This window comes from Epilithonimonas sp., assembly GCF_032054305.1.
Classification (GTDB): Bacteria; Bacteroidota; Bacteroidia; order Flavobacteriales; family Weeksellaceae; genus Epilithonimonas.
Window position 1 is genome coordinate 194,683 of the sequence record NZ_DAMBSX010000006.1, and the last position, 23,685, is coordinate 218,367.

The 23,685-nt window shown below is 40.5% G+C and carries 24 protein-coding genes; 14 read left to right on the forward strand and 10 right to left on the reverse strand.

Annotated elements, in window-relative coordinates; genetic code table 11:
* Positions 1-8: 8 nt before the first annotated feature.
* From RTX21_RS14360 to RTX21_RS14395, 8 genes are all read right to left on the reverse strand, one after another.
* Positions 9-314 carry a DUF4134 domain-containing protein gene (locus RTX21_RS14360; RefSeq protein WP_002979435.1) on the reverse strand — a complete coding sequence of 102 codons (306 nt, stop codon included), beginning with the start codon at positions 312-314 and terminating at the stop codon, positions 9-11.
* A 199-nt stretch (positions 315-513) separates the two neighbouring features.
* Complete coding sequence (locus RTX21_RS14365; protein WP_312768697.1) at positions 514-1,302, reverse strand: hypothetical protein; 789 nt, start codon at positions 1,300-1,302, stop codon at positions 514-516.
* A 37-nt stretch (positions 1,303-1,339) separates the two neighbouring features.
* Positions 1,340-1,981 (reverse strand): conjugal transfer protein TraD, encoded by a 642-nt coding sequence (locus tag RTX21_RS14370; RefSeq protein ID WP_312768699.1) that lies wholly within the window; start codon positions 1,979-1,981, stop codon positions 1,340-1,342.
* A 2-nt stretch (positions 1,982-1,983) separates the two neighbouring features.
* Positions 1,984-2,256 (reverse strand): DUF3408 domain-containing protein, encoded by a 273-nt coding sequence (locus RTX21_RS14375; RefSeq protein WP_312768700.1) that lies wholly within the window; start codon positions 2,254-2,256, stop codon positions 1,984-1,986.
* Positions 2,257-2,267: 11 nt separating this feature from the next.
* Positions 2,268-2,540 carry a DUF3408 domain-containing protein gene (locus RTX21_RS14380; RefSeq protein WP_312768701.1) on the reverse strand — a complete coding sequence of 91 codons (273 nt, stop codon included), beginning with the start codon at positions 2,538-2,540 and terminating at the stop codon, positions 2,268-2,270.
* An 11-nt stretch (positions 2,541-2,551) separates the two neighbouring features.
* Positions 2,552-3,001, reverse strand: a complete 450-nt coding sequence (locus RTX21_RS14385; protein WP_312768702.1) for a DUF3408 domain-containing protein — start codon at positions 2,999-3,001, stop codon at positions 2,552-2,554.
* A gap of 5 nt (positions 3,002-3,006) precedes the next feature.
* Positions 3,007-3,774 (reverse strand): ParA family protein, encoded by a 768-nt coding sequence (locus RTX21_RS14390; protein WP_312768704.1) that lies wholly within the window; start codon positions 3,772-3,774, stop codon positions 3,007-3,009.
* A gap of 39 nt (positions 3,775-3,813) precedes the next feature.
* Entirely contained in the window at positions 3,814-3,996 is a 183-nt protein-coding gene (locus RTX21_RS14395; protein ID WP_312768707.1) for a hypothetical protein, read from the reverse strand.
* A gap of 544 nt (positions 3,997-4,540) precedes the next feature.
* Here RTX21_RS14395 and mobA point away from each other — a divergent pair.
* The 14 genes from mobA to RTX21_RS14465 all read left to right on the forward strand — a co-directional run bounded on the left by mobA (position 4,541) and on the right by RTX21_RS14465 (position 17,670).
* Complete coding sequence (gene mobA / locus RTX21_RS14400) at positions 4,541-4,972, forward strand: conjugal transfer protein MobA (protein ID WP_066440844.1); 432 nt, start codon at positions 4,541-4,543, stop codon at positions 4,970-4,972.
* A gap of 8 nt (positions 4,973-4,980) precedes the next feature.
* Positions 4,981-6,261 carry a conjugal transfer protein MobB gene (mobB, locus tag RTX21_RS14405; protein ID WP_312768710.1) on the forward strand — a complete coding sequence of 427 codons (1,281 nt, stop codon included), beginning with the start codon at positions 4,981-4,983 and terminating at the stop codon, positions 6,259-6,261.
* A 128-nt stretch (positions 6,262-6,389) separates the two neighbouring features.
* Positions 6,390-6,764 carry an ArsR/SmtB family transcription factor gene (locus RTX21_RS14410; protein WP_002978466.1) on the forward strand — a complete coding sequence of 125 codons (375 nt, stop codon included), beginning with the start codon at positions 6,390-6,392 and terminating at the stop codon, positions 6,762-6,764.
* Positions 6,761-7,354: a mercuric transport protein MerTP gene (gene merTP / locus RTX21_RS14415; RefSeq protein WP_002978464.1), complete on the forward strand. Its 594-nt coding sequence runs from the start codon at positions 6,761-6,763 to the stop codon at positions 7,352-7,354. The genes RTX21_RS14410 and merTP overlap by 4 nt, the downstream gene beginning before the upstream one ends.
* A 6-nt stretch (positions 7,355-7,360) precedes the next feature.
* Positions 7,361-7,567: a GDCCVxC domain-containing (seleno)protein gene (locus RTX21_RS14420; protein ID WP_002996045.1), complete on the forward strand. Its 207-nt coding sequence runs from the start codon at positions 7,361-7,363 to the stop codon at positions 7,565-7,567.
* A gap of 197 nt (positions 7,568-7,764) precedes the next feature.
* On the forward strand, positions 7,765-9,765 hold the full coding sequence (mobC, locus tag RTX21_RS14425) for a conjugal transfer protein MobC (protein ID WP_002978460.1): 2,001 nt from the start codon (positions 7,765-7,767) through the stop codon (positions 9,763-9,765).
* 199 nt (positions 9,766-9,964) lie between these two features.
* Entirely contained in the window at positions 9,965-10,597 is a 633-nt protein-coding gene (locus tag RTX21_RS14430) for a TetR/AcrR family transcriptional regulator (RefSeq protein WP_002978457.1), read from the forward strand.
* A 51-nt stretch (positions 10,598-10,648) separates the two neighbouring features.
* Positions 10,649-11,932, forward strand: coding sequence for a TolC family protein (locus RTX21_RS14435; RefSeq protein ID WP_312768716.1), 1,284 nt, complete (start codon positions 10,649-10,651; stop codon positions 11,930-11,932).
* A gap of 22 nt (positions 11,933-11,954) precedes the next feature.
* Positions 11,955-12,857 carry an HlyD family secretion protein gene (locus RTX21_RS14440; protein WP_002978452.1) on the forward strand — a complete coding sequence of 301 codons (903 nt, stop codon included), beginning with the start codon at positions 11,955-11,957 and terminating at the stop codon, positions 12,855-12,857.
* Between the two features lie 2 nt (positions 12,858-12,859).
* Positions 12,860-13,774 carry an ABC transporter ATP-binding protein gene (locus RTX21_RS14445; RefSeq protein WP_002978450.1) on the forward strand — a complete coding sequence of 305 codons (915 nt, stop codon included), beginning with the start codon at positions 12,860-12,862 and terminating at the stop codon, positions 13,772-13,774.
* Position 13,775: 1 nt separating this feature from the next.
* A complete protein-coding gene (locus RTX21_RS14450; RefSeq protein ID WP_002978447.1) occupies positions 13,776-14,522 on the forward strand; it encodes an ABC transporter ATP-binding protein in 747 nt (248 codons plus the stop codon).
* A gap of 2 nt (positions 14,523-14,524) precedes the next feature.
* Entirely contained in the window at positions 14,525-15,631 is a 1,107-nt protein-coding gene (locus tag RTX21_RS14455; protein WP_002978445.1) for an ABC transporter permease, read from the forward strand.
* Positions 15,628-16,749, forward strand: a complete 1,122-nt coding sequence (locus RTX21_RS14460) for an ABC transporter permease (RefSeq protein WP_002978443.1) — start codon at positions 15,628-15,630, stop codon at positions 16,747-16,749. The genes RTX21_RS14455 and RTX21_RS14460 overlap by 4 nt, the downstream gene beginning before the upstream one ends.
* Before the next feature lie 99 nt (positions 16,750-16,848).
* Entirely contained in the window at positions 16,849-17,670 is an 822-nt protein-coding gene (locus RTX21_RS14465) for an RteC domain-containing protein (protein WP_002978441.1), read from the forward strand.
* A gap of 7 nt (positions 17,671-17,677) precedes the next feature.
* On the opposite strand, the gene RTX21_RS14470 is transcribed toward RTX21_RS14465, so the two are convergent.
* Positions 17,678-23,125, reverse strand: a complete 5,448-nt coding sequence (locus RTX21_RS14470; RefSeq protein ID WP_312768720.1) for an N-6 DNA methylase — start codon at positions 23,123-23,125, stop codon at positions 17,678-17,680.
* Entirely contained in the window at positions 23,112-23,549 is a 438-nt protein-coding gene (locus tag RTX21_RS14475) for a DUF1896 domain-containing protein (protein ID WP_066434609.1), read from the reverse strand. The genes RTX21_RS14470 and RTX21_RS14475 overlap by 14 nt, the downstream gene beginning before the upstream one ends.
* Positions 23,550-23,685 lie beyond the last annotated feature (136 nt).

Sequence of the window (23,685 nt, forward strand, 5' to 3'; positions counted from 1 at the left end):
GCAAAAGATTAAAGGAAGAATGAACGCAGAATGGTAGCCGCTACAATCAGGAAGATACACGCACCGAACCACGAAGCTGCCGTCTTCGAGGTATCGGGGTCGCCACTACTGAATTTGTTGTACACCTTAACGCCTCCGATGAGCCCAACCACCGCACCGATGGCGTAGATTAATTGGGTTGCGGGGTCGAAATAGCTTGTTACCATTTGGGTAGCTTCGTTGATACCTGCCGAGCCGTTTCCCTGTGCGAACGCACCAATTCCTGACAGCATCGCCACGGCTGCCAGCAAAACTTTTTTTCTCTGTTTTTCCATAATTGAAACACATTAATTTGTTATTGTTATCCCACACCTTGCGGGCTTTCGGGACAAATGTCTTATGGAAAATGAGGCGTTGCCGTAAAGTGGCACTCAAAGGAAGTGTTTGGCGTTCAATGGCTTTATAGTGGTATGTTTTGGAATAAAAAAACGCCAAGCATTTTACTGTTTGGCGTTGTCTGTCTGATACATTTATTTACATTTTTCGACCTTTTGTATTGCTTTTCTTTGGTCGGTCCGGCTCTTGCTTTTCTTTGGTTTTTTGCTGGTTCTTTTCCGCTTTCAGATTGCTTTTTATCAAATCCACGAGAAAGGTTTTTTCCCACGGTATTAGCTTTGCTTCAAATTGTAATTTCAAACCCTGATGTACCAAACCGTGTGTCAATTCAAAACCATATTTTCTATTCCAGCCAATTCTGTCAAGTAATCTTTCTGACGGAAATTCCACAGCAATTAAATCTTTGGGAAGCTCTTTTATGTTTTTATAATCCGGCTCCTGAAATTCGTGTGTTGTAGGATTGTACGGAATGGTATAGGTTCTTTTATCTTCATCATAGTAGTTCTGTATATTGGAGAAAACAATTCCCTTAGAAAGAAAATCGTCTTTAGGTCGAAGCATATCCATACGAATATCCACATAGAAAGTATGCCCGGCAATATCAATGATTGGTAACATTCCTTTGTTTACCCGTAAGTCATAGGCGTTTTCGGGCTGTGTTGCCATTTCCTTTTCTTCACGTATTTTAACCGCCCAATCTATATAGGCTTTGGCATCCTCTATATTGTTGGGTACGGATTTTCTATGCCCTGACAGCTTACTGTCATCAAGCCCAATGATATAGCCGTGCTTGGGGAACTCGTCAGATTTATAGACAATGATAAGATTGTCTATATCTTTACCGACCACATTGTTTTTGTGGCTGGCGATGGTATAACCTTTATATTCCTCGAATATATAATCCGGGTCGTTTTTGGATTTAATCATATCTGTATGCTTAGGGCGTTATTTTCGGAAATGCGGATTATATGAAATCGGCAATATCAAAATCACTTAAATCATTCTTCCGCAAATTGGAAGAACTGGTTTCGGTATCAGATGATGAAAGTGTGCTGTCCAAAAGCTCGGCAATCTTTCTTGAAGCACCTTGCATTGAACTTTCCAGTAGAGCAAATAATTCGGTTCCCTGTAATCTTTGAACTATATCAATCGCTGTTTCCTTTTGGGCTGGTTCCAATGTTTCTTTTTGGAGCAACACCCCCACGTTGTTTAGTTCTTCAAAGGTAACCCCTTGGGCAAAACCGTCATCGCTACCGGAAGTTCTGTACCTGTTCAAATCTTCTTCTTCCTCTGCTAAATCGGGTACATTATTACTGAACACCTTATCCAATTCTTCCTGCGGAATTTGAATGCCGACGTTTTCATTTTCGTCGTATTCGATGTCTAAATTATCAACATCTACCTCCGGTTCTGCCATTTGGCTTTCATTGGCAGTGTTTGGCACTGATTGGCTTCGTACGGGCTTCGGTTGTCCCATAATATCGGGCAGTTTCGGATTGACTTTTTCCTGTTTCGGTTTTTGTTCCGACTTTCTTTTAATAACAATCTTGTCCTGCAAAAGCAGGGCAATGACTATCAACAGGCATATTACAATTACTATTTCCATCGCTAAAAAATTGGTTTGTTCTGTTTGTTGTAATAATCAATAATATCTTCGCCAAATTCCTTGAAGTGATGTTCAAGAATGTTGTCTATTAAAGAGTAAAGCGTGGCTTTGTCCTCTCTTGATACCTGTACAATACGAAGTAGCCGTTCGTGGTATTCGGGACGTATGTACACTACTTTTCCGTGTCGTCCTGAAGGAAATCTGTTGATAAGGAATAAAGAGGGATAAGGGTTTTTCCGCTCTTTATTTTTCTGATTTTTTCTATTGCTGTTCATCGCTGTAATTTTTAAAAGGTTGGTTTGTTTGCTTTGTCGTAAAGCTCTTTCATTTCCGCCCCGAAATCATCAAAATGATGCTGAAGCAAATTCTGCAAATAATCGGCAAGGGTCAGCTTGCCACCACCGAGCATAAATACAAGCAAGTTCAGTTTCTGATGAAACTCTTTGCTGATATATACCGTTTTCCCTTTTCTTGCCATAAACTCCGTAGGTGTAAGGAATGTGGATTTGTATTGAGCCGTGCGTATGGCTTTGTCTGTTTTTTTGTTTGTAGTTTTCATAATCCGTTGCTTTAAAAAATGGGTTTAAACTTCTCATTAAAATCATCGGTAATCGCTTTCTCAAACAGTTCAAAATGATGTTCGAGAATATTGTCGAGATACGCATACAGCGGTATCTTATCTTTTCCGATAACCTGTACGATACGGGACAGGCGTTCGTGGTATTCCTGCCGGATATAGATGCTCTTGTCGCCCCGCTTTTCCATTGAGTGCGTATTGAGGAAGCGTTCGCCATAAGTGCTATCCAAATTTTTCTTGGCTCTTGTCCGCTCCCTTTGTACAGGTTTCTCCTGTACTGGCTCCGTAATTTCTTCTTTGATGATTTCTTCTTTAATTTCCTCTTTGGGAGGTTCTTCAGGAGGCTGTTGCATTCCCTCTTTGCGGACACCGCCAGCCATTAGGGACATTACATATTCCTCGTCAATTTCAGGCGTGTTTCTTTTTTTATTTCCTTTTTCCATAATCGTTACAGTTCAATGGTTCTTAAAAATTCCTGGATAAATAAATCCAACTGGCAGGCAGTCATCAGCCTTTGGTCGGGCGGTAGCAAAGAAGAACGGAAAGGCGTTTTTTCCATCGCTTCGCTTTCTTTTCTGAAACGCTTGCTGTCCGTTACATAAATCTTCATCAGGGAGAAACCCAAATCGGCTATGAATTTGCCGTACAAATCATAGAGTTCTGATTTTTCACGTCTGTCCACTTGGTTCCAAAACAGGTGGATGCCCTTAATGGTGCTTCCTCCGCTTTTCATTATAATATCTGTAAGCGCCTGTGTAAAGCTTAGTGTACTTTCCACGACAACCCTGTCAGCCGTGATAGGCGAAAAGATGTAATCCATTCCCATAAGGGTATGGAGTATTCCGGCAGAATTCACCGTTCCGGGCAGGTCGAAGAAAACCACATCAAACGGAATGGCGGATGATTTTATTAAGTTTTCAGCCTCCCCCAAAGCGGTTTCCGCTTTGCATTGCTCTATCGTGTAGGCTTTCTTATTAATGGTCATAAACTGCCTGTGGGCAATCCGCTTAAAGTGTTCGTTTTCCTGTACAGCTTTCAAATCCCTTTCACGCATTTTCAATAAACTGTACTGTGGATAGTCGCAATCCAGCACGGCTACATTGTAGCCCATTCGGTAATGGAGCAGGCTTGCTACAAGTGCTGTAAATGTGCTTTTGCCAACGCCGCCTTTTTGAGAAGAAAAGGCAACGAACAGAGGTTTCTTTTTTGTGTCCATATCTTAAAAATTTAAAGTTTCTACTTTCTTGCAGGCATTCTATCCTGCGGACTGTCTGTCAGTCATTCCTGATTTCGTTCCGGCTTCCTTGAAGGATAGCCAGCCATCTTGCTTGACTGAACTTGTGATTGCCTGCCTTTCTGCGATGCGGCAGGACTGCACCCGTTCTTGTTTGTTATCAGTCAGGAGAGCCGTCATTCCTGTATTCCTGCAAACCTGCATACGTTCAGGAAATCTGTCTTGTGTGCTCGCCTGCCGTCAGTCTATCACGTTTGCTTTCTTGCAATCCTGCAATCTTGAAGTCTTGCAATCCGGCTTGCAGAATGGTTTGCATTTTTGAATGCTATCAGTCCGCTCTGAATGATTGTCCGACAGCGTTCCTGCCTGAAATCTGATACAAAGAACCAATGTTATTTTCCTTGTTGTACATAGGTGGCAGTGTTTGGCGTTCAAAGGCAGTGTTTGGCACTCTGTTACACTGCAATGCTTTCAGAAAGAGGACTTTACTTTGTAAAATGAATTTTATTAATGGATTTATGCAAAATCGAATGGACAAAATGGACTTTAACAGCAACGGCATCGAGCCGTTTTTCCCTGTTAAAATCATTCCGTCCCGCAGGGCGGATTTTTGTGTTCAACAGAACACGGCAAGTTGTGTTTTGAGCATCTCGGAATGATTTCCGATGCTCAAAACAACTTGCCCTTTGCAGGGGCAGAAAACACCTTCCGAAGTCAGGGTTTTGTATGGATTTAAAATGGATTAGTGATGAATGATAATAACAATAAGCAACAGAAGAAGACCGGACGCCGCCCGAAAAAAGACCCGGCGAACATCCGATACACGATTTCCTTTAACGAGCAGGAACACGCCCGTTTTCTTGCTCTTTTTGACAAATCAGGTATGCAGGTAAAGGCGCATTTTATTACGTCCTGCATCTTTGACAAGACCATAAAGACCATTCAGATTGACAAAGGAACAGTTGATTTTTATATGCGGCTGACCTCTTTTCACAGCCAGTTCCGTTCCATAGGCGTGAACTACAACCAAATTGTAAAGCTGTTGTACAAGAATTTTTCGGAGAAAAAAGCCGCAGCATTCCTGTACAAACTGGAAAAACAAACGGCTGAAATGGCGATGCTCTGTCAAAAAATCATTCAGATGAGCGAGGAATTTGATGCAAAATACCTCAAAAAATAGCGGTAGAAATGATAGCAAAGATTGGCAGAAGCGGGAATTTATACGGAGCATTGGCGTACAATCAGCTCAAAGTAGAAAATGAAAACGGACAAATTTTGTTCGCCAATAAGATAATTGAAACCGCTAACGGGCATTATTCCGTTGCACAATTAGCCCAATCTTTTGCGCCCTATCTGATTGCCAACCGAAATACCGAGAAACATACTTTGCATATTTCGCTCAACCCCGACCCGAATGACAAGGTAAGCGATGATAAATTTCGGGAAATAGCAGAGGAATATATGCGTGAAATGGGCTACGGCGAACAGCCTTTTGTGGTATTCAAACATACCGATATCGACCGCAGCCATATACACATTGTATCGGTTTGCGTGGACGAGCAGGGCAAAAAGATTTCGGACAAATTCGAGAAAATGCGGTCTATGAATGTGTGCCGTGAACTGGAAAGACAACACGGCTTGATACCCGCAACCGATAAAGAACACAAGCAGAACGACAAGATTTTCCGTCCGGTAGATTATCGGGCAGGCGATGTGAAAAGCCAAATCGCTTCGGTTGTCCGCCACCTACCGAATTATTATAAGTTTCAGACTTTGGGCGAATACAATGCCTTGCTTTCCCTGTTTAATGTTACCACCGAAAAAGTGGAGGGCGAATTGCAGGGAAAAATGCGGCAAGGCTTATTATATATTCCTTTAAACGAGAAAGGCGAAAGAGCCGGGCATCCGTTCAAGGCTTCGTTGTTTGGTAAAAATGCAGGGCTTCCGGCTTTGGAACTGCATTTTGCAAAATGCAAAGAGGATTTAAAAGACCACCCAAGTAAGCAGACCCTAAAAGCTGCAATTTCTATTGCTCTGAAATCCACAAATGATGAGCAGGCTTTTAAAAAGCAGTTGAGTGAACAGGGCATTAATGTAGTGGTCCGCCGGAACGATACAGGTCGTATTTATGGTATCACTTTCATAGACCACAATTCAAAGGCGGTTTGGAACGGTTCACGCTTAGCAAAGGAACTTTCTGCCAATACCTTTAATGATTATTGGAACAATAATATCAAACCGGAGATTAAAGAACCTGTCGTACAACTTCCAAAAACATCCACATCAAATGATGCAGATCTTCCTGCGGAAGAACCTCATCATTTGTTCGAATTCCTGAATACTACTGAAAAACACGAAGACGGTTTGATTGAGGCATTTGGCGGTTTGTTACCCGAAGCACAGGGCGATGATTACGAGGAACAGGATTTTGCTAACAAAATGAAGAAGAAAAAAAAAAGAAGACTGTAAGAGGTCAGATTTTGGAATTAAAAATCTGTTTTTAAAAAGATTTATTGAGCTGTCACTTTATAATTCTGAAAGAATTTAAGTTGTATTTAAGTAATTGCTTAAATAAACAAATTGACTATCTTTGTGCTATGGACAATAATTCTTGCATACGACAACAAGCAGACATTAAACAAATAAACCGCTGTAAAGACCGAGTTTCAGAACTCAACGGTTCTTTTGACTATTTATCGAACGGACTTGAATTAGCGGGAAACAATGTAAGACTGAAAATACTCTTTCTACTTTATGAAGAAAAACGACTTTGTGTTTGTGATATAAGTGATATTCTTGGTATGACAATTTCAGCGGTTTCACAACACTTGCGGAAACTCAAAGACAGAAAACTTATTGAAACCGAACGAGAAGCTCAAACTATTTTTCACTCACTGACTAAAGAGTATGAAAAAATGCTGAAACCATTTTTCAAAATACTTGACGAAAACAAAATATTAGAAACAATATGAAAACTGACAAAAAATTAATTGGTGCAGGACTTTTGACTACAATTGCAGCTTCTCTTTGTTGCATCACACCAGTATTGGCTCTTATTGCAGGAACAAGCGGTCTTGCTTCCACTTTTTCTTGGCTTGAACCTTTTCGACCCTATTTTATCGGGTTGACAATTTTGGTTCTTGGTTTTGCTTGGTATCAAAAGTTGAAACCCAAAAAGCAGATAGATTGCAATTGTGAGACAGAAGAAAAACCAAAATTCATTCAGTCAAAAATGTTTTTAGGAATTGTAACAGCATTTGCAATCGTAATGCTTGCCTTTCCATACTACTCAAGCATTTTCTACCCAAAGACAGAAAAGCAAATTATAGCGGTGGACAAATCCAATATTCAAAAAGTAGAATTTACGATTAGCGGAATGACTTGTGCAAGTTGTGGCGAACACGTAAATCACGAAGTAAATAAATTGACAGGAATAATAAGTTCAAACGCCTCATACGAAAAAGGAAACGCAATCGTGGAATTTGACAACTCAAAAACGAATATTTCTGAGGTCGAAAAAGCAATTAACTCAACAGGATATTCTGTAACCGACAAAAAATAAAACCAAATGGAAATCATATTGCAATCAACAATTACTTGCCCCAACTGCGGACACAAGAAAGAAGAAACAATGCCGACAGACGCTTGCCAATATTTCTACGAATGTGAAAAATGCAAACAAGTTCTTAAACCAAAACAAGGAGACTGTTGTGTTTATTGTAGTTACGGAAGTGTTCCTTGTCCACCAATTCAGCAGGACAAAAAATGTTGCTGACGGACAGAAAACAGAAGAGCAACTAAAAGTATTTTTTATTTGGATGCTTCATAAATGTTACGATACAAAAGGATCATAGAAGCTACAACTCTTATCACTTCGCCAAACACTGCCACGCACCGCCATTGACTGCCACATTCTTATAGCCGCTGTGTAGAGCCTTTAAATTCACGCCCGAACATTAAAACTAAAAAAGAATGCAGGGAGAAGACGATTTAAGAGGTTTAGCCAAAATAATGGCTTTTATGCGGGCAGTCAGTATTCTTTTGGTGCTGATGCACCTTTATTGGTTCTGCTACGGGTTCTTTTTAGAACGTGGTTGGACGTTGGAAATAATCAACAAGATATTAGGCAATTTCGACCGGACGGCGGGCTTGTTTTCACATACCCTTTATACCAAGGCGTTCGCTTTGGTTTTGCTTGCTTTGAGTTGTTTGGGAACGAAAGGCGTAAAGAATGAGAAGATAACCTGGGCTAAAATCTACGTGGCTTTGGGCGTTGGTTTTGTGCTGTTCTTTCTGAACACGCCGTTGTTAAAGCTATCTCCGGTAATAGGCACATTTCTGTATATCCTTACTATCTCGTTAGGTTATATTGCTTTGCTGATGGCGGGCGTATGGATGAGCCGCTTGCTTCGTACCAACTTAATGGACGATGTTTTCAACAACGAGAACGAGAGCTTTCAACAGGAAACAAAGCTGATGGAAAATGAATATTCCGTTAACCTGCCCACCAAATTTTACTACAAAGGCAAATGGAACAACGGTTGGATAAACATTGTAAATCCTTTCAGGGCATCAATCGTGTTGGGTACTCCGGGTTCCGGTAAATCTTATGCCATCGTAAACAACTACATCAAGCAGCAGATTGAGAAAGGCTTTAGTATGTATATATATGATTTTAAATTTGACGACCTTTCCACCATTGCCTACAATCATTTATTGAAGCATCGGGATAAGTACAAAGTTCAACCAAAATTCTATGTGATAAATTTCGATGACCCACGCAAGAGCCATAGGTGCAATCCACTCAATCCCGATTTTATGACAGACATTTCCGACGCTTACGAAGCGGCTTACACCATAATGCTGAACCTCAACCGTAGCTGGATACAGAAGCAAGGGGATTTTTTCGTGGAAAGCCCAATTATCCTATTGGCTGCCATTATTTGGTATCTGAAAATCTATGAGGATGGTAAGTATTGTACATTCCCGCACGCCATTGAATTGCTGAATAAAAAGTATTCGGACGTATTTACCATTCTGACCTCATATTCCGATTTGGAAAACTATCTTTCTCCGTTTATGGATGCCTGGCAAGGTGGCGCACAAGACCAATTGCAGGGACAGATTGCATCGGCAAAAATCCCTTTGTCAAGAATGATTAGCCCGCAGTTGTATTGGGTTATGACTGGCGATGACTTTACGCTCGACATCAATAACCCAAAAGAGCCTAAAATTTTGTGCGTGGGTAATAATCCCGACCGCCAAAATATCTACTCCGCAGCATTGGGTTTGTACAATTCCCGTATTGTTAAGCTCATCAACAAAAAAGGGCAATTAAAGAGTTCAGTAATCATAGATGAGCTGCCCACAATTTATTTTAGGGGACTGGATAATCTTATCGCAACAGCGAGAAGTAATAAGGTGGCTGTATGTTTGGGCTTTCAAGACTTTTCGCAATTAACGAGGGATTACGGCGACAAAGAAAGTAAGGTAATACAGAATACCGTCGGCAATATATTCAGTGGTCAGGTGGTTGGAGAAACGGCAAAAAGCCTTTCGGAACGCTTCGGAAAAGTATTGCAGAAACGCCAGAGTATGACCATTAACCGCAACGATAAATCTACCTCAATTTCCACACAATTAGACAGCCTTATTCCGGCTTCCAAAATTTCAACTTTGACACAGGGTATGTTCGTAGGTTCTGTATCGGATAACTTTGATGAGCGCATCGAGCAAAAGATTTTCCACGCTGAAATCGTGGTGGATAATGACAAGGTAGCAGCAGAAACCAAAGCCTATAAGCAAATACCGCAAATCCTTTCTTTCGTAAACGAGCAGGGCGAGGATAAAATGAAACAGCAGATTGAAAGCAACTACCGTCAGATAAAACAAGACATTGTACAGATTATCGAAATGGAATTGGAGCGTATCAAAAATGACCCGGATTTGCAACATTTGGTGCAGCAAGAATAAGAGCGTTTTAGGATATATCCATCAAAAACAGGGCTGTACTTTTTACAGCCCTGTTTTTTTGTACAGCACTATTACTAACCTTCTCGTTATCAAGTTTCAAGAATAATTTCGAAAACTAAATTTAATCAAATGATTAAAATATTTGGATAAATCAAGAATAAGTTTTTACATTTGTCACTGAAAAGAATTTTAATGTAAAATGGCTAAAAGTAAAGAAGTAAAGAAGTTAGACACTTCTACTGAAGAAAAGATAAAGAACGCTGCTCGTATCGTATTCCATAAAAAAGGGTTTGCGGCAACACGTACAAGGGACATTGCAGAGGAAGCAGACATTAACCTTGCTTTGCTCAATTATTATTTCCGCAGTAAAGAAAAGTTGTTTGATATTATAATGCTTGAAACCGTAACGGGTTTTATGCACACTATGGCAACGATATTGAATGACGAGAAAACCTCTTTAGAAAAGAAAGTAGAATTGGTTGCTTCCCATTATATAGACTTTATTACCCAAGAGCCGAATATCCCCATTTTTATGTTGAACGAAATCCGTAACAATTCGGGCGGTCTGTTAGAAAAATTACCAATCAAACAAATAGTAATGAGTTCTGCATTTGTCAAACAACATCAGGAAGCTGTTGCAAAAGGAAAAATTACCGAACCAAACCCATTGCATTTTTTGATGAATTTATTGAGCTTGGTTGTTTTTCCTTTTATCGGACAACCATTGTTACAGGGAATAAGCGGGTTGGATGAAACACAGTTTAACAAGCTGATGCAGGAGCGTAAAAGATTGATACCTGTTTGGATAAAAGCGATGATGAAAGCGAAATAAATTTTTTTGTCCATAAGTTAATCAAATGATTGAAACTAAAAATTAAATAAAATGATTAAAGTAATTCATAAACAAAAATCAAAATGGCTGATAGGCTTATTGCTGATGTGCAGCCATTGGGCAATGGCACAACAAAACAATTCATTGACCCTTGACCACTGCCTTGAAATGGCAAAACAGAATTATCCTTTGATAAAGCAGTACACGCTGATAGAAAAGACAAAGGAATATTCTATTGCCAACGCTCAAAAAGGGGTTTTACCTCAATTCAATATAGCAGGACAGGCAACCTATCAATCGGCTGTTACCCAAGTCCCGATTTCATTGCCCAATGTGGATATTCCTACAATAAGCAAAGACCAATACAGGTTATATGGCGAGGTATCGCAGTCCATTACCGACCTGTTTACCGTTAAAGACCAAAAGGAATATATCAATGCCAATTCGGAAATAGAAACACAAAAAACAGAAGTGGAACTATACAAGCTAAGGGAACGCATCAACAACCTTTATTTCGGAATATTATTGATTGATGCCCAAATCCAGCAGACCGAACTACTTAAAAAGGATATTAAAAGCGGCATCGAAAAAACCAATGTAGCCATTGCCAACGGCGTAGCATTGAAAAGCACAGCCGACAACCTGAAAGCCGAGTTGCTGAAAGCAGACCAGCGCACCATTGAACTGAAAGCCACACGCAAAGGCTATGCCGATATGCTGGCTTTGTTCATCGGCAAGTCGATTGATGAAAATACCGTTCTTGAAAAACCACATAGGCAAATGCTTACACCCACAATCAACCGCCCCGAACTGAAACTTTACGACTTACAGAAAAAATCCTTTGACGTACAGGAAAAGCTGATTACCGCTAAAAACCTGCCTCGTTTGAGTGCATTTTTTCAAGGCGGTTTTGGCAGACCTGGTTTGAATATGCTGGATAATGATTTTCAAGGTTACTATATCGGTGGTTTACGGTTGAGTTGGAACATTACAGGTTTCTATACTTATAAGAACGAAAAGAAAATGCTTGCTAACAATCAAAGTTTGATAGACATACAACGAGAAACTTTTTTGTTCAATACCAACCTCACATTGAAACAGCAAAACGCTGATATAACCAAAATGCAGGATTTGATTGAAACCGATAAGAGCATTGTTATACTTCGTGAAAGCGTAAAGAACACCACACAAAATCAACTTACTTATGGTACGGCAACCACAAACGATTACCTCATTGCGGTAAATGCCGAAGACCAGGCGAAGCAAAGTTTGATTTTACACGAAATACAGCTTTTAATGACAGAGTACAACGCTCAAACAACAGCAGGAAATTAGTAACAATAAAAAAAGTAGAACAATGTATAAAATAAAAACAATCGCATTGATAGCAAGCATCGCAACAGTGCTTACTGCTTGCAACAATAACAAAGTTTCATTTGATGCTTCGGGAAGTTTTGAGGCAGAAGAAACCATTATTTCATCGGAAGCCACAGGCACAATCAAGCAGTTCAGCATCGAAGAGGGGCAAACATTGGAAGCAGGACAAACCATTGGCTACATAGACAGCTTGCAGTTGTATCTGAAGAAAAAGCAGTTGGAAGCACAGGTTACAGCCATTTTGGGAAAAAAGCCCAATATACCTGTTCAGCTATCTGCCTTGCAGGAACAGCTTAGAACGGCTGAAAGAGAAAGGACAAGAGTTGCTAATTTGGTAAAAGGCGATGCAGCCACACCCAAACAGTTAGATGACATCAACGCACAGATTGAAGTATTGAAAAAACAAATCGAAGCACAAAAATCAACGTTGAGCATTTCAAGCGAGGGCTTAGGCAAAGACGTTGTGCCATTGCAGGTGCAGATTGAGCAACTGAACGACCAGCTTGCAAAATGCTATATCATAAATCCCGCAAGTGGAACGGTACTTTCCAAATATGCCGAAGCCAACGAAATGACGTCAGCGGGAAAACCGCTTTACAAAATCGCCAATTTATCCAACATTATTTTGAGGGTTTACATCACAGGCGACCAACTACCACAGGCAAAATTGAACCAAACAGTAAAAGTGCTTACCGATGACGGCAAAGGCGGTTACAAAGAAACCGCAGGTACAATCATTTGGATAAACGACAAAGCGGAGTTTACACCCAAAACCATTCAGACCAAAGACGAAAGGGCAAATATGGTATATGCCGTGAAGATAAAAGTTAAAAATGACGGTTTATACAAAGTAGGTATGTATGGCGAAATAAAATTCCAATAGCAATGGCAGACGTTGTATTAAATAACATTGTAAAGACCTACAATAAAGGCGAAGTAAAGGCAGTAAACGATGTTTCTTTTGAGGTAAACAAGGGCGAATTGTTTGGCTTGATTGGAGCAGACGGAGCAGGAAAAACAAGCATTTTCCGCATACTTACTACGCTATTGCTTCCCGATAGCGGTACGGCTTCCGTAAATGGTTTTGACGTAGTAAAAGACTATAAAGCCATTCGCAAAAATGTAGGTTATATGCCCGGCAAATTTTCATTGTATCAAGATTTATCAGTAGAGGAAAACCTCAACTTTTTTGCAACCGTATTCAATACCACCGTTGCGGAAAATTACGATTTGGTAAAGGATATTTATGTACAGTTAGAGCCGTTTAAAAATCGAAGAGCAGGAAAATTGTCTGGTGGTATGAAGCAGAAACTGGCTTTGTGTTGTGCTTTAATTCATCGCCCAACAGTATTGTTTTTAGACGAGCCGACCACAGGCGTAGATGTAGTTTCAAGAAAAGAATTTTGGGAAATGCTGAAAGGCTTAAAACAGCAGGGCATTACCATTTTGGTTTCAACCCCTTATATGGACGAAGCCACGCTTTGCGAACGCATCGCATTGATACAAAACGGCAGCATAATGTCTATTGATACGCCCGATACTATCATCAAACAGTTTCCCGACAAGTTGTTTGCAGTAAAGGCAAACGATATGGGTAAACTCTTGAATGCTTTGCGAAACAACACACAGATAAAAAGTTGTTTTTCATTTGGCGACTTTCATCACATCACGTTTCAAAATGATAATGAGCGTTCACAAAATGAACTGATACAAACCTTGCAGGAAGCCGATTTTCAAGACATTGAACTCAAACACATCACACCAAGCATTGAAGATTGCTTTATAAATCTGATGAACTGATATGACAAACGAAGTAGTAATAAAAACAGAGAAATTAACCAAGCGTTTTGGCGATTTCATCGCTACAAACGAAGTTACGTTTGAAGTGTACGAAGGGGAAATTTTCGGTTTCTTAGGTGCAAACGGTGCAGGAAAAACAACCGCAATGAAAATGCTTTGCGGGCTTTCCAAACCCTCATCGGGCAATGCTACCATTGCAGGTTTTGACATTTACAAGCAGACCGAAGAAATTAAAAAGAACATCGGTTATATGAGCCAAAAATTTTCATTGTACGAAGATTTAACGGTAATAGAAAATATTCAATTCTTTGGCGGTATTTATGGTTTATCCGATAAGCAACTAAACGCAAAAAGCAATGAACTGATTGAAACATTGGGATTGCAGAGCGAAGCAAAAAAATTAGTGGCTTCTTTGCCTTTGGGTTGGAAACAGAAATTAGCGTTTTCAGTTGCCGTAATACACGAACCTAAAATTGTGTTTTTAGATGAACCCACAGGAGGCGTTGACCCTGTAACAAGACGGCAGTTTTGGGATTTGATTTATTCGGCAGCCGATAGAGGTATTACCATTTTCGTAACTACCCACTATATGGACGAAGCCGAATACTGCAACCGTATTTCTATGATGGTGGACGGAGTAATAAAAGCATTGGACACACCTGCCAATTTAAAACAACAATATTCAGCCGCTTCAATGGACGATGTATTTTATAAGTTGGCAAGAGGAGCAAAACGAAAATCAGATTAAAGATGAAACAGTTTTTATCATTTGTAAGAAAAGAATTTTATCACGTATTCCGTGATAGCAAAACGCTGTTAATGCTATTCGGCTTGCCTATAGTGCAGATTGTGCTGTTTGGTTTTGCACTCACAAACGAAATCAAAAATTCCAAAATAGTTATTTGCGATTATGCAAAAGATGAAGCCACACAACAAATCATCAACAAGATAGAAGCAAGCAGGAATTTTGAAATTCAGAAAGCATTAATGAGCCACAAACAGATTGAAGAAGCCTTTAAGGAAGGAAACACAAAATTGGCAATTATTTTTCCTACCAATTTCAATAAAGACTTATTGCACTTAAATCAGGCACAAGTTCAGATTATTGCCGATGCTTCCGACCCCAACACTGCCAACACATTAACTAATTACGCAACCAATATCATTATGGATTATCAGCAGGAGTTGATGAAAAACAATGCAATGCCATTCCGTATAGTTCCCGAACTGCGGATGTTGTACAATCCCGAATTGAAAGGAGCAACCAACTTTGTGCCAGGCGTAATGGCATTGGTGCTAATGCTGATTTGTGTGATGATGACTTCCGTTTCCATAGTTCGGGAAAAAGAAACAGGCACAATGGAAGTGCTGTTAGTTTCACCTTTCAATCCCTTTTTGGTTATCATTTCAAAAGCCATTCCGTATTTGTTTTTGTCGTTAATCAATCTTACGATAATTCTTGTATTAAGCATTACGCTTTTGGATATGCCTATAAATGGCAGCGTTTTACTACTATTCGCAACAAGCACCTTGTTGATTATTTGTGCTTTGTCTTTGGGCTTATTGATTTCAAACGTAACACAGTCGCAGCAAGCAGCAATGCTTATTTCAATGATGGGTATGTTAGTACCTACAATGTTATTTACAGGCTTTATGTTCCCTATCGAAAATATGCCTGTTCCGTTGCAGGTCATTTGTAACCTCATTCCTTCAAAATGGTATTACACCATTGTAAAATCAATAATGATAAAAGGGCTTGGATTTAGTGCTATATGGAAAGAAATATTGGTGCTTTTCGGAATGACTTGTTTTTTATTGGTAGTGAGCTTCAAAAAATTTAAAACCCGATTGGTATGAGAACGCTAAAATTTTTATTGCAAAAAGAGTTCAAACAAATCTTTCGTAATAAAGCGTTGTTACCGTTGATTTTTGTTGTGCCGATAGTTCAGTTGCTCATACTTCCGTTGGCAGCCGATTACGAAGTAAAGAACATCAACATTTCAATCGTTGACCACGACCATTCTACTTATTCGCAACAACTGATTTCAAAAATTACCGCTTCGGGATATTTCCAATTGGCAGATTACGGAAACTCATTTCAAAGTGCATTTAATCAGATTGAAAAAGATAAATCCGATTTGATTTTGGAAATACCGCAGGGATTTGAAAAGAACTTAGTTCGTGAAAATGAGCAAAAATTATTTATTGCTGTTAATGCAATCAATGGTGTAAAAGCAGGTTTGGGCGGTGCTTATCTCGCACAGATTATTTCGGCATACAATAATGATATTCGCTTGCAATGGGTACAACCCGATAAGTATAATACTGCACCTGTTATTACCGTTGCTTCATCAAATTGGTTCAATCCATTTATGAACTATCGTTTTTTTATGGTTCCGGGCATTTTGGTTGTGTTGGTAACAATGGTAGGGGCTTATATGTGTGCATTGAACATTGTAAAAGAAAAAGAAGTCGGCACTATTGAACAAATCAACGTTACACCGATTAAGAAATATCAGTTTGTATTAGGCAAGCTCATTCCGTTTTGGGCAATCGGAATGTTAATTTTTAGTATCGGCTTGTTCATTGTAGCACGTTTTGTTTACGGCATTGTTCCTGTCGGAAGTTTGCTTTTGTTGTATGGTTATTTGTCAATTTATCTGATTGCTTTATTGGGTTTGGGATTACTCATTTCCACATTTGCCGAAACACAACAGCAGGCAATGTCGGTAGCCTTTTTCTTCATTATGATTTTTATGCTGATGAGTGGCTTGTTCACTCCGCTTGACGGAATGCCTCAATGGGCTTACATCATAGCAAAGAGTATTCCTGTAACTTATTTTATTGAGGTAGTACGAATGATAATTTTGAAAGGAAGCGGTTTTTCCGACATCAAATATCATTTTATTATTATGATTGGATTTGCTGTTTTATTGAACGGCTTGGCGATTTGGAATTATAAAAAGACGAGTTAGATGTAATGCTGATTTTCCTATTCAACAAATAGGAAAATGCCTAAATATTATGATTTAGGCATTTTTTTAATAACCGGAACATCATCCAATGTAAATTAAATGGACAAATTCTATAATGAAATATTACATAAATTAGAAACTGCAATTCAGGAACTGGAGATTGAAACCGACTGCCCGATAAAAAGAATAGAAGCGGTTATAGAGCTTATCATTCAAAGCCTTGCCGATTTAAAGGAATTTGTATTGAAGCACGACTTTAAAAATATGGAAGAGGAAATCCATTTTTTCAAGTATCAGAAACCTGTTATTGTTTCAAAGCTCATTTACTACAATTCCATCTATAAAATAGAAACGAGAAGACCGTATGGAAACAAGCGCACCAAGAAATATTTTACCAAAGAACTAAAAAAGCTAAAAAGGTTCTTTGAGAATAACCTTGATTTTTACAAGTATTACCGCAGTAACAATTCTTTCGTTGACGAGAAGTTTTTTGTACGTGGGAAGCACGATATAAGGTTATGGTTGGACACTTTTTATTTCGAGGCAGACCACCGCTTTTCTACTTCGCACGATTATAAGGTTGCCAAGATAATTGCCAATGACCTGATACAAGTTTATTTGGAAGACAGGCTGAATAACATCAATGTGAAAAAGGGTTCGGACAATTCATTGAAATGGACAGCAAGCAAAACAGCACTTACAGAATTGATTTATGCACTGTACTCCCACGGTGTATTTAACAATGGGAATGCAGACATAAAATTGATAGCTAAAACTTTTGAAGATGCCTTCAATATTGAATTAGGCGATTTTTACCACACATTTATGGAACTGAAAGCCCGTAAGATAAACCGGACGAAATTCCTTGACAGCCTGTGTGAAGCACTGATAAAGAAAATGGACGAACAGGACGAAAAGTAAACGACCATTACAATACGCCACGCGACAGATGAACACCTTTCGTCCGTATAATACTTTCCTGAACCTTTGGAGCTTCTTTCTGCTTTTCTACCTGCTCCGGGACTGCTTCCCCTTGCTTAACAGGTTCTATTGAAAGCTGTATCTTCCTTTCTACGGCTGCCAGTTCCGTTTTAAGTTCACTCAATCGACTTTCTTTAGACCACGTACCGTTAACCACTTCCTGAAGTATAGGTAGGTCTTTCTGTATTTCAGCGATTTTTTCCTGTTCCTGTTTTACAAAGCCCGGCAGCTTTTCCAAAGCCCTTAAAAAATTCATTGTGGCAGTTTCAGGGTCCTTTGCCATCAGCCCGTTATTGTAGGTGTATTTGATATTTCCCTCGCCCTGTACCAAAAAGCGGTTTACCCGAATATCCAAACCTTCTTTTTCAGACATTTCGGTTTTTACCAACAACGTAAATCCGTACAAATTTCCAATCTCTTCGTACTGACCGCCAGTTCGGGATTTATCTGCAAGTTGATTGAGCTTGATGCCGATTTGTTTTATATCTGCATTAAGTGGTAAACCGTCTAACTGTACAGGATTTGCAATAGTTCCATCCGAATGTTTTTGAATGCGTTGTTTTAAATTTCCCCAATCGAGGTTCATTCTGTTGAAACGAGATTGTGCGCTTTCCAATAACACTGTATAATCTTGCAATTTGTATTTGGCACTAGATTTAGAACGGTTGAAAGCTTGTTTTTCGCTTTCCAAACCTGCAATTTGTTTTTCTAATTTGGCTTTATCCAACAGGTCTGTATTTCCTGAAAGTATCGCCACATATTCCGAAAAATTCATTCCCGATTTTTCATCCATACTTCCTTCGTCAATCGTTCTTTTGGTCAGGTTGTTAGTCTTTAACTGGTCGATGAAAAGCTGCTTATTATACAGCAGGTTGAATTTGTAACTGTCCAACGATTTTTCAACTGCATAGATAATCACAGCAACTTTATTATCGGCAAAGAATTTGGCAATCTCATTGCCTTTTCTGATTGCCCGCCCGTCCCTTTGGGCAAGGTCAGACGGTCGCCACGGTGTATCTAAATGATGAACGGCAACGGCTCTTTTCTGTGCGTTTACGCCAGTTCCGAGCATACTTGTAGAACCAAATAAAACACGGATTTTGCCCTCATTCATCCCGTTGATAAGTTCCCTACGTTGCTTGTCATTTTTCGCCTCCTGAATAAACCTTACTTCATTCGCAGGTATGCCGTGGTCTTCCACGAGCTTGCGTTTGATTTCGGAGTACACATTCCATTCGCCTGGCTTATAGGTTCCCAAATCGGAGAAAACGAACTGCGTTCCTTTCTGTGCTTTGAACTGATTGTAATACTTAGCAATGTTTGCCGCACAATGCGAAGTCTTATTGTCGGGATGGTCGTCATAGATACCACTTACCATACGCATATCGAGCGACATCTTACGGGCATAGTCCGTCGCAATGAGCATCTTTGCTTTTTCTTCCCTTTGCGATAATGGTTCTCTACCGAGCAAAGTAGCATCGCCCGTTTTGGCAAACTGCATCAGGCTTTGGATAAAGGCTTCTTGGTCGGGCGTTGGCGGTATGTTGTACAATACCTCGTTCTTAGTGGGGCGGTCAATACCAATATCCTTAGCCGTTCTGTAATCCGTGATTTCAGAATAGAACTGCGCCAGTTCCGGCACTTTGATAAAGTAGCGGAAACGCTCTTTGGCTACAATATTGTTAGCTACCGAAAATTCATAATCGGTCGTTTTCCTTGCGTAAATAGCTGCCCACGCATCAAATGAATGAATGCCCTGTTTTTCCAATGCACGAGGGCGCAGGTATTTGAACAGCAGGTACAGTTCTGTTAAGGAATTGCTGATGGTTGTACCTGAAAGAAAGGTTGCACCCATATCCGCATTGGTTCGCTCCTGAATGGTGCGGATAGCAAAGAGCAGGTTAAGTGCCTTTTGGCTCCCGTCCACATTACCCAGTCCGGCTACCCTTGTATGACGGGTGTTGAACATCAGGTTTTTGAACTGGTGGCTTTCGTCCACAAACAAATGGTCTATACCCATCATTTTGAAGTCCACAATATCATCCTTGCGGTTTTCAATATCGTGTTGGAGTGTTTTCAGTTTTACTTCAAGATTTTCTTTCCTTTTGATTACACCCGCAAGCATCCCTCTTGTTACTTCCTTACCTTGCGATTGCAGGGCATCGAGGTTGCGCTCTACGCTGTCTAATTCTATTTCGAGGATTTCCTTTTGTATTTCGGGCGATTGCGGTATCATTCCGAACTGGTCGTGCGTGAGTATCACACAATCCCAATCGTTGTTTTTAATATCCCCGAAAATCCGGAGGCGTTTTTGAGGTGTAAAATCATCAATACCTGGATAAAGGATTTTAGCGTGTGGATAGGCTTTGCGGTAGTCTTCAGCAATGGCAGGTATATTTGCTTTCAGCCCGATAATCATCGGCTTATGGGCTAATCCCAAACGCTTCATTTCCTGCGCTGCGGTACACATTATCAGCGTTTTTCCTGCGCCTACTTCGTGGTCGCAGATAGCACCGTTGTTCAGCTTTATCATCCAAACGGTGTCCTTTTGACTTGAATACAGGTCTTCAATACCTGCTGCCTTTCGGTCTAATCCCGGAAAGTCCTGATGGCTGCCGTCATAGTTCGGGCGAACAAAACAGTTAAAGGTATCGTTGTATTGGTCGGTCAGCCTGTTTTTAAACTCATCGTTCTGTGCGTGTAGCCAGTCGGTAAAGGCGGTACGGATTTCGTCAATCTTGGTGTTCGCCATTTGTATGGCTTCCATATCCCGTACTTTAACCTCTTGGTCGCCAACCAGTACTTTTTTGGTAATATCAGGCGTGTTATTGACAAGGGCGTGTTTGAGCAGGGCAATACCGTCAAACGTGCGGCTTTCCGCTTTGACGGCATATTTTTCCCAAATGTGCATATTGCCCTGATGACACTTTACAGAAAAGTCGTCGGAGCTTTCGGAATAATGAACCAGTACATCCGCATCAAACAGGTGCGAAGCGAAACGGGCATAAATCCCAGTAGGTATCCACCGTTCGCCGAGGTTAAAATCCAATTCCTCAAAGTCAATACGTTTTGGTCGGGCTTCCTCTAAAGCGTTAAGGCTTTCTTTGGCTTCGGTATCATCGGGATTGTTTTCGAGATAGGCTCTTACGTCGTCGGCTTTCTCAACTACGTTACCTGCAATCCAACGTTCAGCTATTTCGTATTCCTGTTGTAGCGGATTGAAGAACAACCGCCCGTGCAGGGCTTCTTTAAGGGTATCGGTAGGCAGGCTGCTGATTTCGGACATAAAGTCCAAATCCACATTTCCGTATTTGTTCAGCGAGGCGGCTAAAGCCTCTTCGGGATTGTCGGTTGCTAACGTAGTGGTAGAAAAGCTAACGGGACGGCTGAAAATATCCGCTTTGTGGATTACGCCGCCAATGATACGCTCCAGATAGGGGATTTCTTTGCCTGCGCTGTCGGTCTTTATCAGCTTGGCATTGTCGGCAGCATTGAGATTACCGTATTTTTTGACAAAGCCATCGTACAGGAGGTTCAGCGTTTCCCTTTCTTCTTTATGCTCGGTCTGCTTTTCAGCTTCTTTTTGGTACAGGTTGATATAACTGTCCCTTACGGCTATATAGGCTTCGGCTCTTGCTTTCTGTGAGCTCGGCAATTGCAACGGATGAAAGGTTGCTGTTGCCTTGTCGTCGTTCCTTTGCACATCTTGCAGATAACCAACCCAACCGTTATCCGCAACAAGGCAATCATTACGGTGGAATGATTGCAGTTCGCCACTATACGGGGTAGGTTCGGGAATGGCGTTATTAATGGCATTGGGAACGGCTGACTTATCAGTCTGGCCATTCCCGTTTATTTGTGAAAACAGGTCGCCAATTGCTTCCTGATTTTTGCTGTTTATCTTTGGAGTACCGTTAGCAGTACCGTTGGTTTTTGGCGGTATATAGGTTTGCTGCAATGCACCACTGAACAGATCGGTTTGGCGACCTATTGTATCTCTGCTTTTTCGGGTGCTTTGCTTTTTGCTTCGGGTAGTTCTTTTGGGTAACGCAATTACGGCAACAGGTTCGCCCGCACTTTCAAACAGGTCGAAAATGCTTAGTTGTTTCAATTCCTGCGGGCTTTCCTGACGGACTACCGGAGTTGGTTCGGGTTGTAGTTTTTGCCGAATGGTTACAGGCTCTATTACCGGAGGTATAACCTTTGGCTCAATCGGAATTTGTATAATAGGCTCATCGTTCCGTTTGCCTTTGTATAAACCCAAATTCAGATGCTTACCGAAATCTTCGGAAAGCATTTGTTTCAAATCTTTGGCAATCCCATCAACACCATTTTTATGCGTATAGATTAAGGCAGGCTGTCCGTATGGGTCAGTATCTAATTTGTAGTCTGTATGCACAATCCTTGCACTGTTTTGAAACAAGGCATTGCCTGGTGTATTGTATTCGGTTGGATTGCTTCGGCAAAACAGATCTTCCCTGTCGGTCAGATTTTCTTTTGCCGTATTTTTTTGCAGGATAATCAGGTCGCTTCCCACTTCCGTACCTGCATATTCTGTAAACAGGTTGTTAGGTAATCTTACAACCGATACCAAATTATTATCCTGCATTAACGCCCTGCGTATGGGTTCGTTTTTAGGGCTGTTCAATATGCCTTGTGAAGTGATATAAACTAACAAACCACCCTCACGGAGCATATCAGCACCTTTCAGAAAGAAGTAATTGTGTATGCTTCGGGCAGCCTGTATTTTTGCATTGTCCTTGCTTCGGGAATAAGAAAGGTCGAATACGGAAGTATCGCCAAAAGGAATGTTACTGGCTACTACATCATAGCTGTTTTGTTCCCTTTCGGGAATTTCCTCAAAACCGCTTACACGTACATTGCTTTCGGGATAGAGCTGCTTTAAAATCTTGCCTGTCAGCAAGTCCTTTTCATAGGCAGTAACATTGGCTTTTTGACTTTCCGAAAAGGATTGTATGAATGAGCCGATACCTGCGGAGGGTTCGAGGAATTTATCAATATGCAGACCGCTATCCCGCAAGGCTGATGAAATGGCATCTATGACCTCTGGCGGGGTATAAAAAGCCGTCAGTACGGAACTTTTCATACTATCCACATACTTGCGGTATTGCTTATCGTCTTCGGAATTTTCTTTGAGTAGTTGGTGGAGTTCCTGCGTGAGTGGAAAAAGGTCGTGTTCTGTTTTTCTCCAATGATTGATGTCTATTTCGTTTTCTACGGGGTTCAGAACGAATTTAAGACCGCCAAATCCGCTGTATCGCATCATTAGCAGTCTTTCGCCTACGGTGGCTTGCCGTTTCTCCTTTTCCAGTTTAAAAACAATTCGCAGGGCATCAATATTCTGTTGGAGATGGAACCGCTTACTGAAGCCCATTTTCCTCAATCCATATTGCGATGGTTCCGGTCAGTTCGGTATAGAGTAAATCGAACTCAAACCCGTGGATGAAATCATCGGTTAATTCATATCCTGCAAATACAGGTTCGCAAACAGGAAACATTTTCAGGGCGAACGGTCGCAGTTCCTCATCTGCCATTATGGTATCAAACTCATTGCATACCACTTTAAAAACCGTGTCGAACTTGGAGAAGTGTAAGCCCTCAAACAATATGTAATTAGCTATTTCATTGCATTGCTCTAAGGCGTTTCCCGACCGGAACGCCCCCTCATAAGCGTTGGCAGCCCACGAAGACCGTTGGTCTATAAATTTTTGGTCGTGTACCTTTTCGGGGAAGCTGCTGTTTAATAATTCTTGCAGTCGTAATCTGAAATACGATAGGTCTTTTTGCTGTACGTCCATACTATATTTTGTTTAGAATTTTACTTAAATCCTAAAATTATAAGCGAAAGCAAATGCCTTTGTGAATGTTGCAGGGTTTGGCTTTGAGAGGCGGTATTTGGCGTAATGGACAATAAAAAACCTCTGAAAAATTCAG

Coding starts and splice junctions, on each gene's coding strand:
- RTX21_RS14360 (WP_002979435.1), bottom strand. CDS start 314: ATGGAAAAACAGAGAAAAAAAGTTTTGCTGGCAGCCGTGGCGATGCTG.
- RTX21_RS14365 (WP_312768697.1), bottom strand. CDS start 1,302: ATGATTAAATCCAAAAACGACCCGGATTATATATTCGAGGAATATAAA.
- RTX21_RS14370 (WP_312768699.1), bottom strand. CDS start 1,981: ATGGAAATAGTAATTGTAATATGCCTGTTGATAGTCATTGCCCTGCTT.
- RTX21_RS14375 (WP_312768700.1), bottom strand. CDS start 2,256: ATGAACAGCAATAGAAAAAATCAGAAAAATAAAGAGCGGAAAAACCCT.
- RTX21_RS14380 (WP_312768701.1), bottom strand. CDS start 2,540: ATGAAAACTACAAACAAAAAAACAGACAAAGCCATACGCACGGCTCAA.
- RTX21_RS14385 (WP_312768702.1), bottom strand. CDS start 3,001: ATGGAAAAAGGAAATAAAAAAAGAAACACGCCTGAAATTGACGAGGAA.
- RTX21_RS14390 (WP_312768704.1), bottom strand. CDS start 3,774: ATGGACACAAAAAAGAAACCTCTGTTCGTTGCCTTTTCTTCTCAAAAA.
- RTX21_RS14395 (WP_312768707.1), bottom strand. CDS start 3,996: ATGCAGGTTTGCAGGAATACAGGAATGACGGCTCTCCTGACTGATAAC.
- mobA (WP_066440844.1), top strand. CDS start 4,541: ATGAATGATAATAACAATAAGCAACAGAAGAAGACCGGACGCCGCCCG.
- mobB (WP_312768710.1), top strand. CDS start 4,981: ATGATAGCAAAGATTGGCAGAAGCGGGAATTTATACGGAGCATTGGCG.
- RTX21_RS14410 (WP_002978466.1), top strand. CDS start 6,390: ATGGACAATAATTCTTGCATACGACAACAAGCAGACATTAAACAAATA.
- merTP (WP_002978464.1), top strand. CDS start 6,761: ATGAAAACTGACAAAAAATTAATTGGTGCAGGACTTTTGACTACAATT.
- RTX21_RS14420 (WP_002996045.1), top strand. CDS start 7,361: ATGGAAATCATATTGCAATCAACAATTACTTGCCCCAACTGCGGACAC.
- mobC (WP_002978460.1), top strand. CDS start 7,765: ATGCAGGGAGAAGACGATTTAAGAGGTTTAGCCAAAATAATGGCTTTT.
- RTX21_RS14430 (WP_002978457.1), top strand. CDS start 9,965: ATGGCTAAAAGTAAAGAAGTAAAGAAGTTAGACACTTCTACTGAAGAA.
- RTX21_RS14435 (WP_312768716.1), top strand. CDS start 10,649: ATGATTAAAGTAATTCATAAACAAAAATCAAAATGGCTGATAGGCTTA.
- RTX21_RS14440 (WP_002978452.1), top strand. CDS start 11,955: ATGTATAAAATAAAAACAATCGCATTGATAGCAAGCATCGCAACAGTG.
- RTX21_RS14445 (WP_002978450.1), top strand. CDS start 12,860: ATGGCAGACGTTGTATTAAATAACATTGTAAAGACCTACAATAAAGGC.
- RTX21_RS14450 (WP_002978447.1), top strand. CDS start 13,776: ATGACAAACGAAGTAGTAATAAAAACAGAGAAATTAACCAAGCGTTTT.
- RTX21_RS14455 (WP_002978445.1), top strand. CDS start 14,525: ATGAAACAGTTTTTATCATTTGTAAGAAAAGAATTTTATCACGTATTC.
- RTX21_RS14460 (WP_002978443.1), top strand. CDS start 15,628: ATGAGAACGCTAAAATTTTTATTGCAAAAAGAGTTCAAACAAATCTTT.
- RTX21_RS14465 (WP_002978441.1), top strand. CDS start 16,849: ATGGACAAATTCTATAATGAAATATTACATAAATTAGAAACTGCAATT.
- RTX21_RS14470 (WP_312768720.1), bottom strand. CDS start 23,125: ATGGGCTTCAGTAAGCGGTTCCATCTCCAACAGAATATTGATGCCCTG.
- RTX21_RS14475 (WP_066434609.1), bottom strand. CDS start 23,549: ATGGACGTACAGCAAAAAGACCTATCGTATTTCAGATTACGACTGCAA.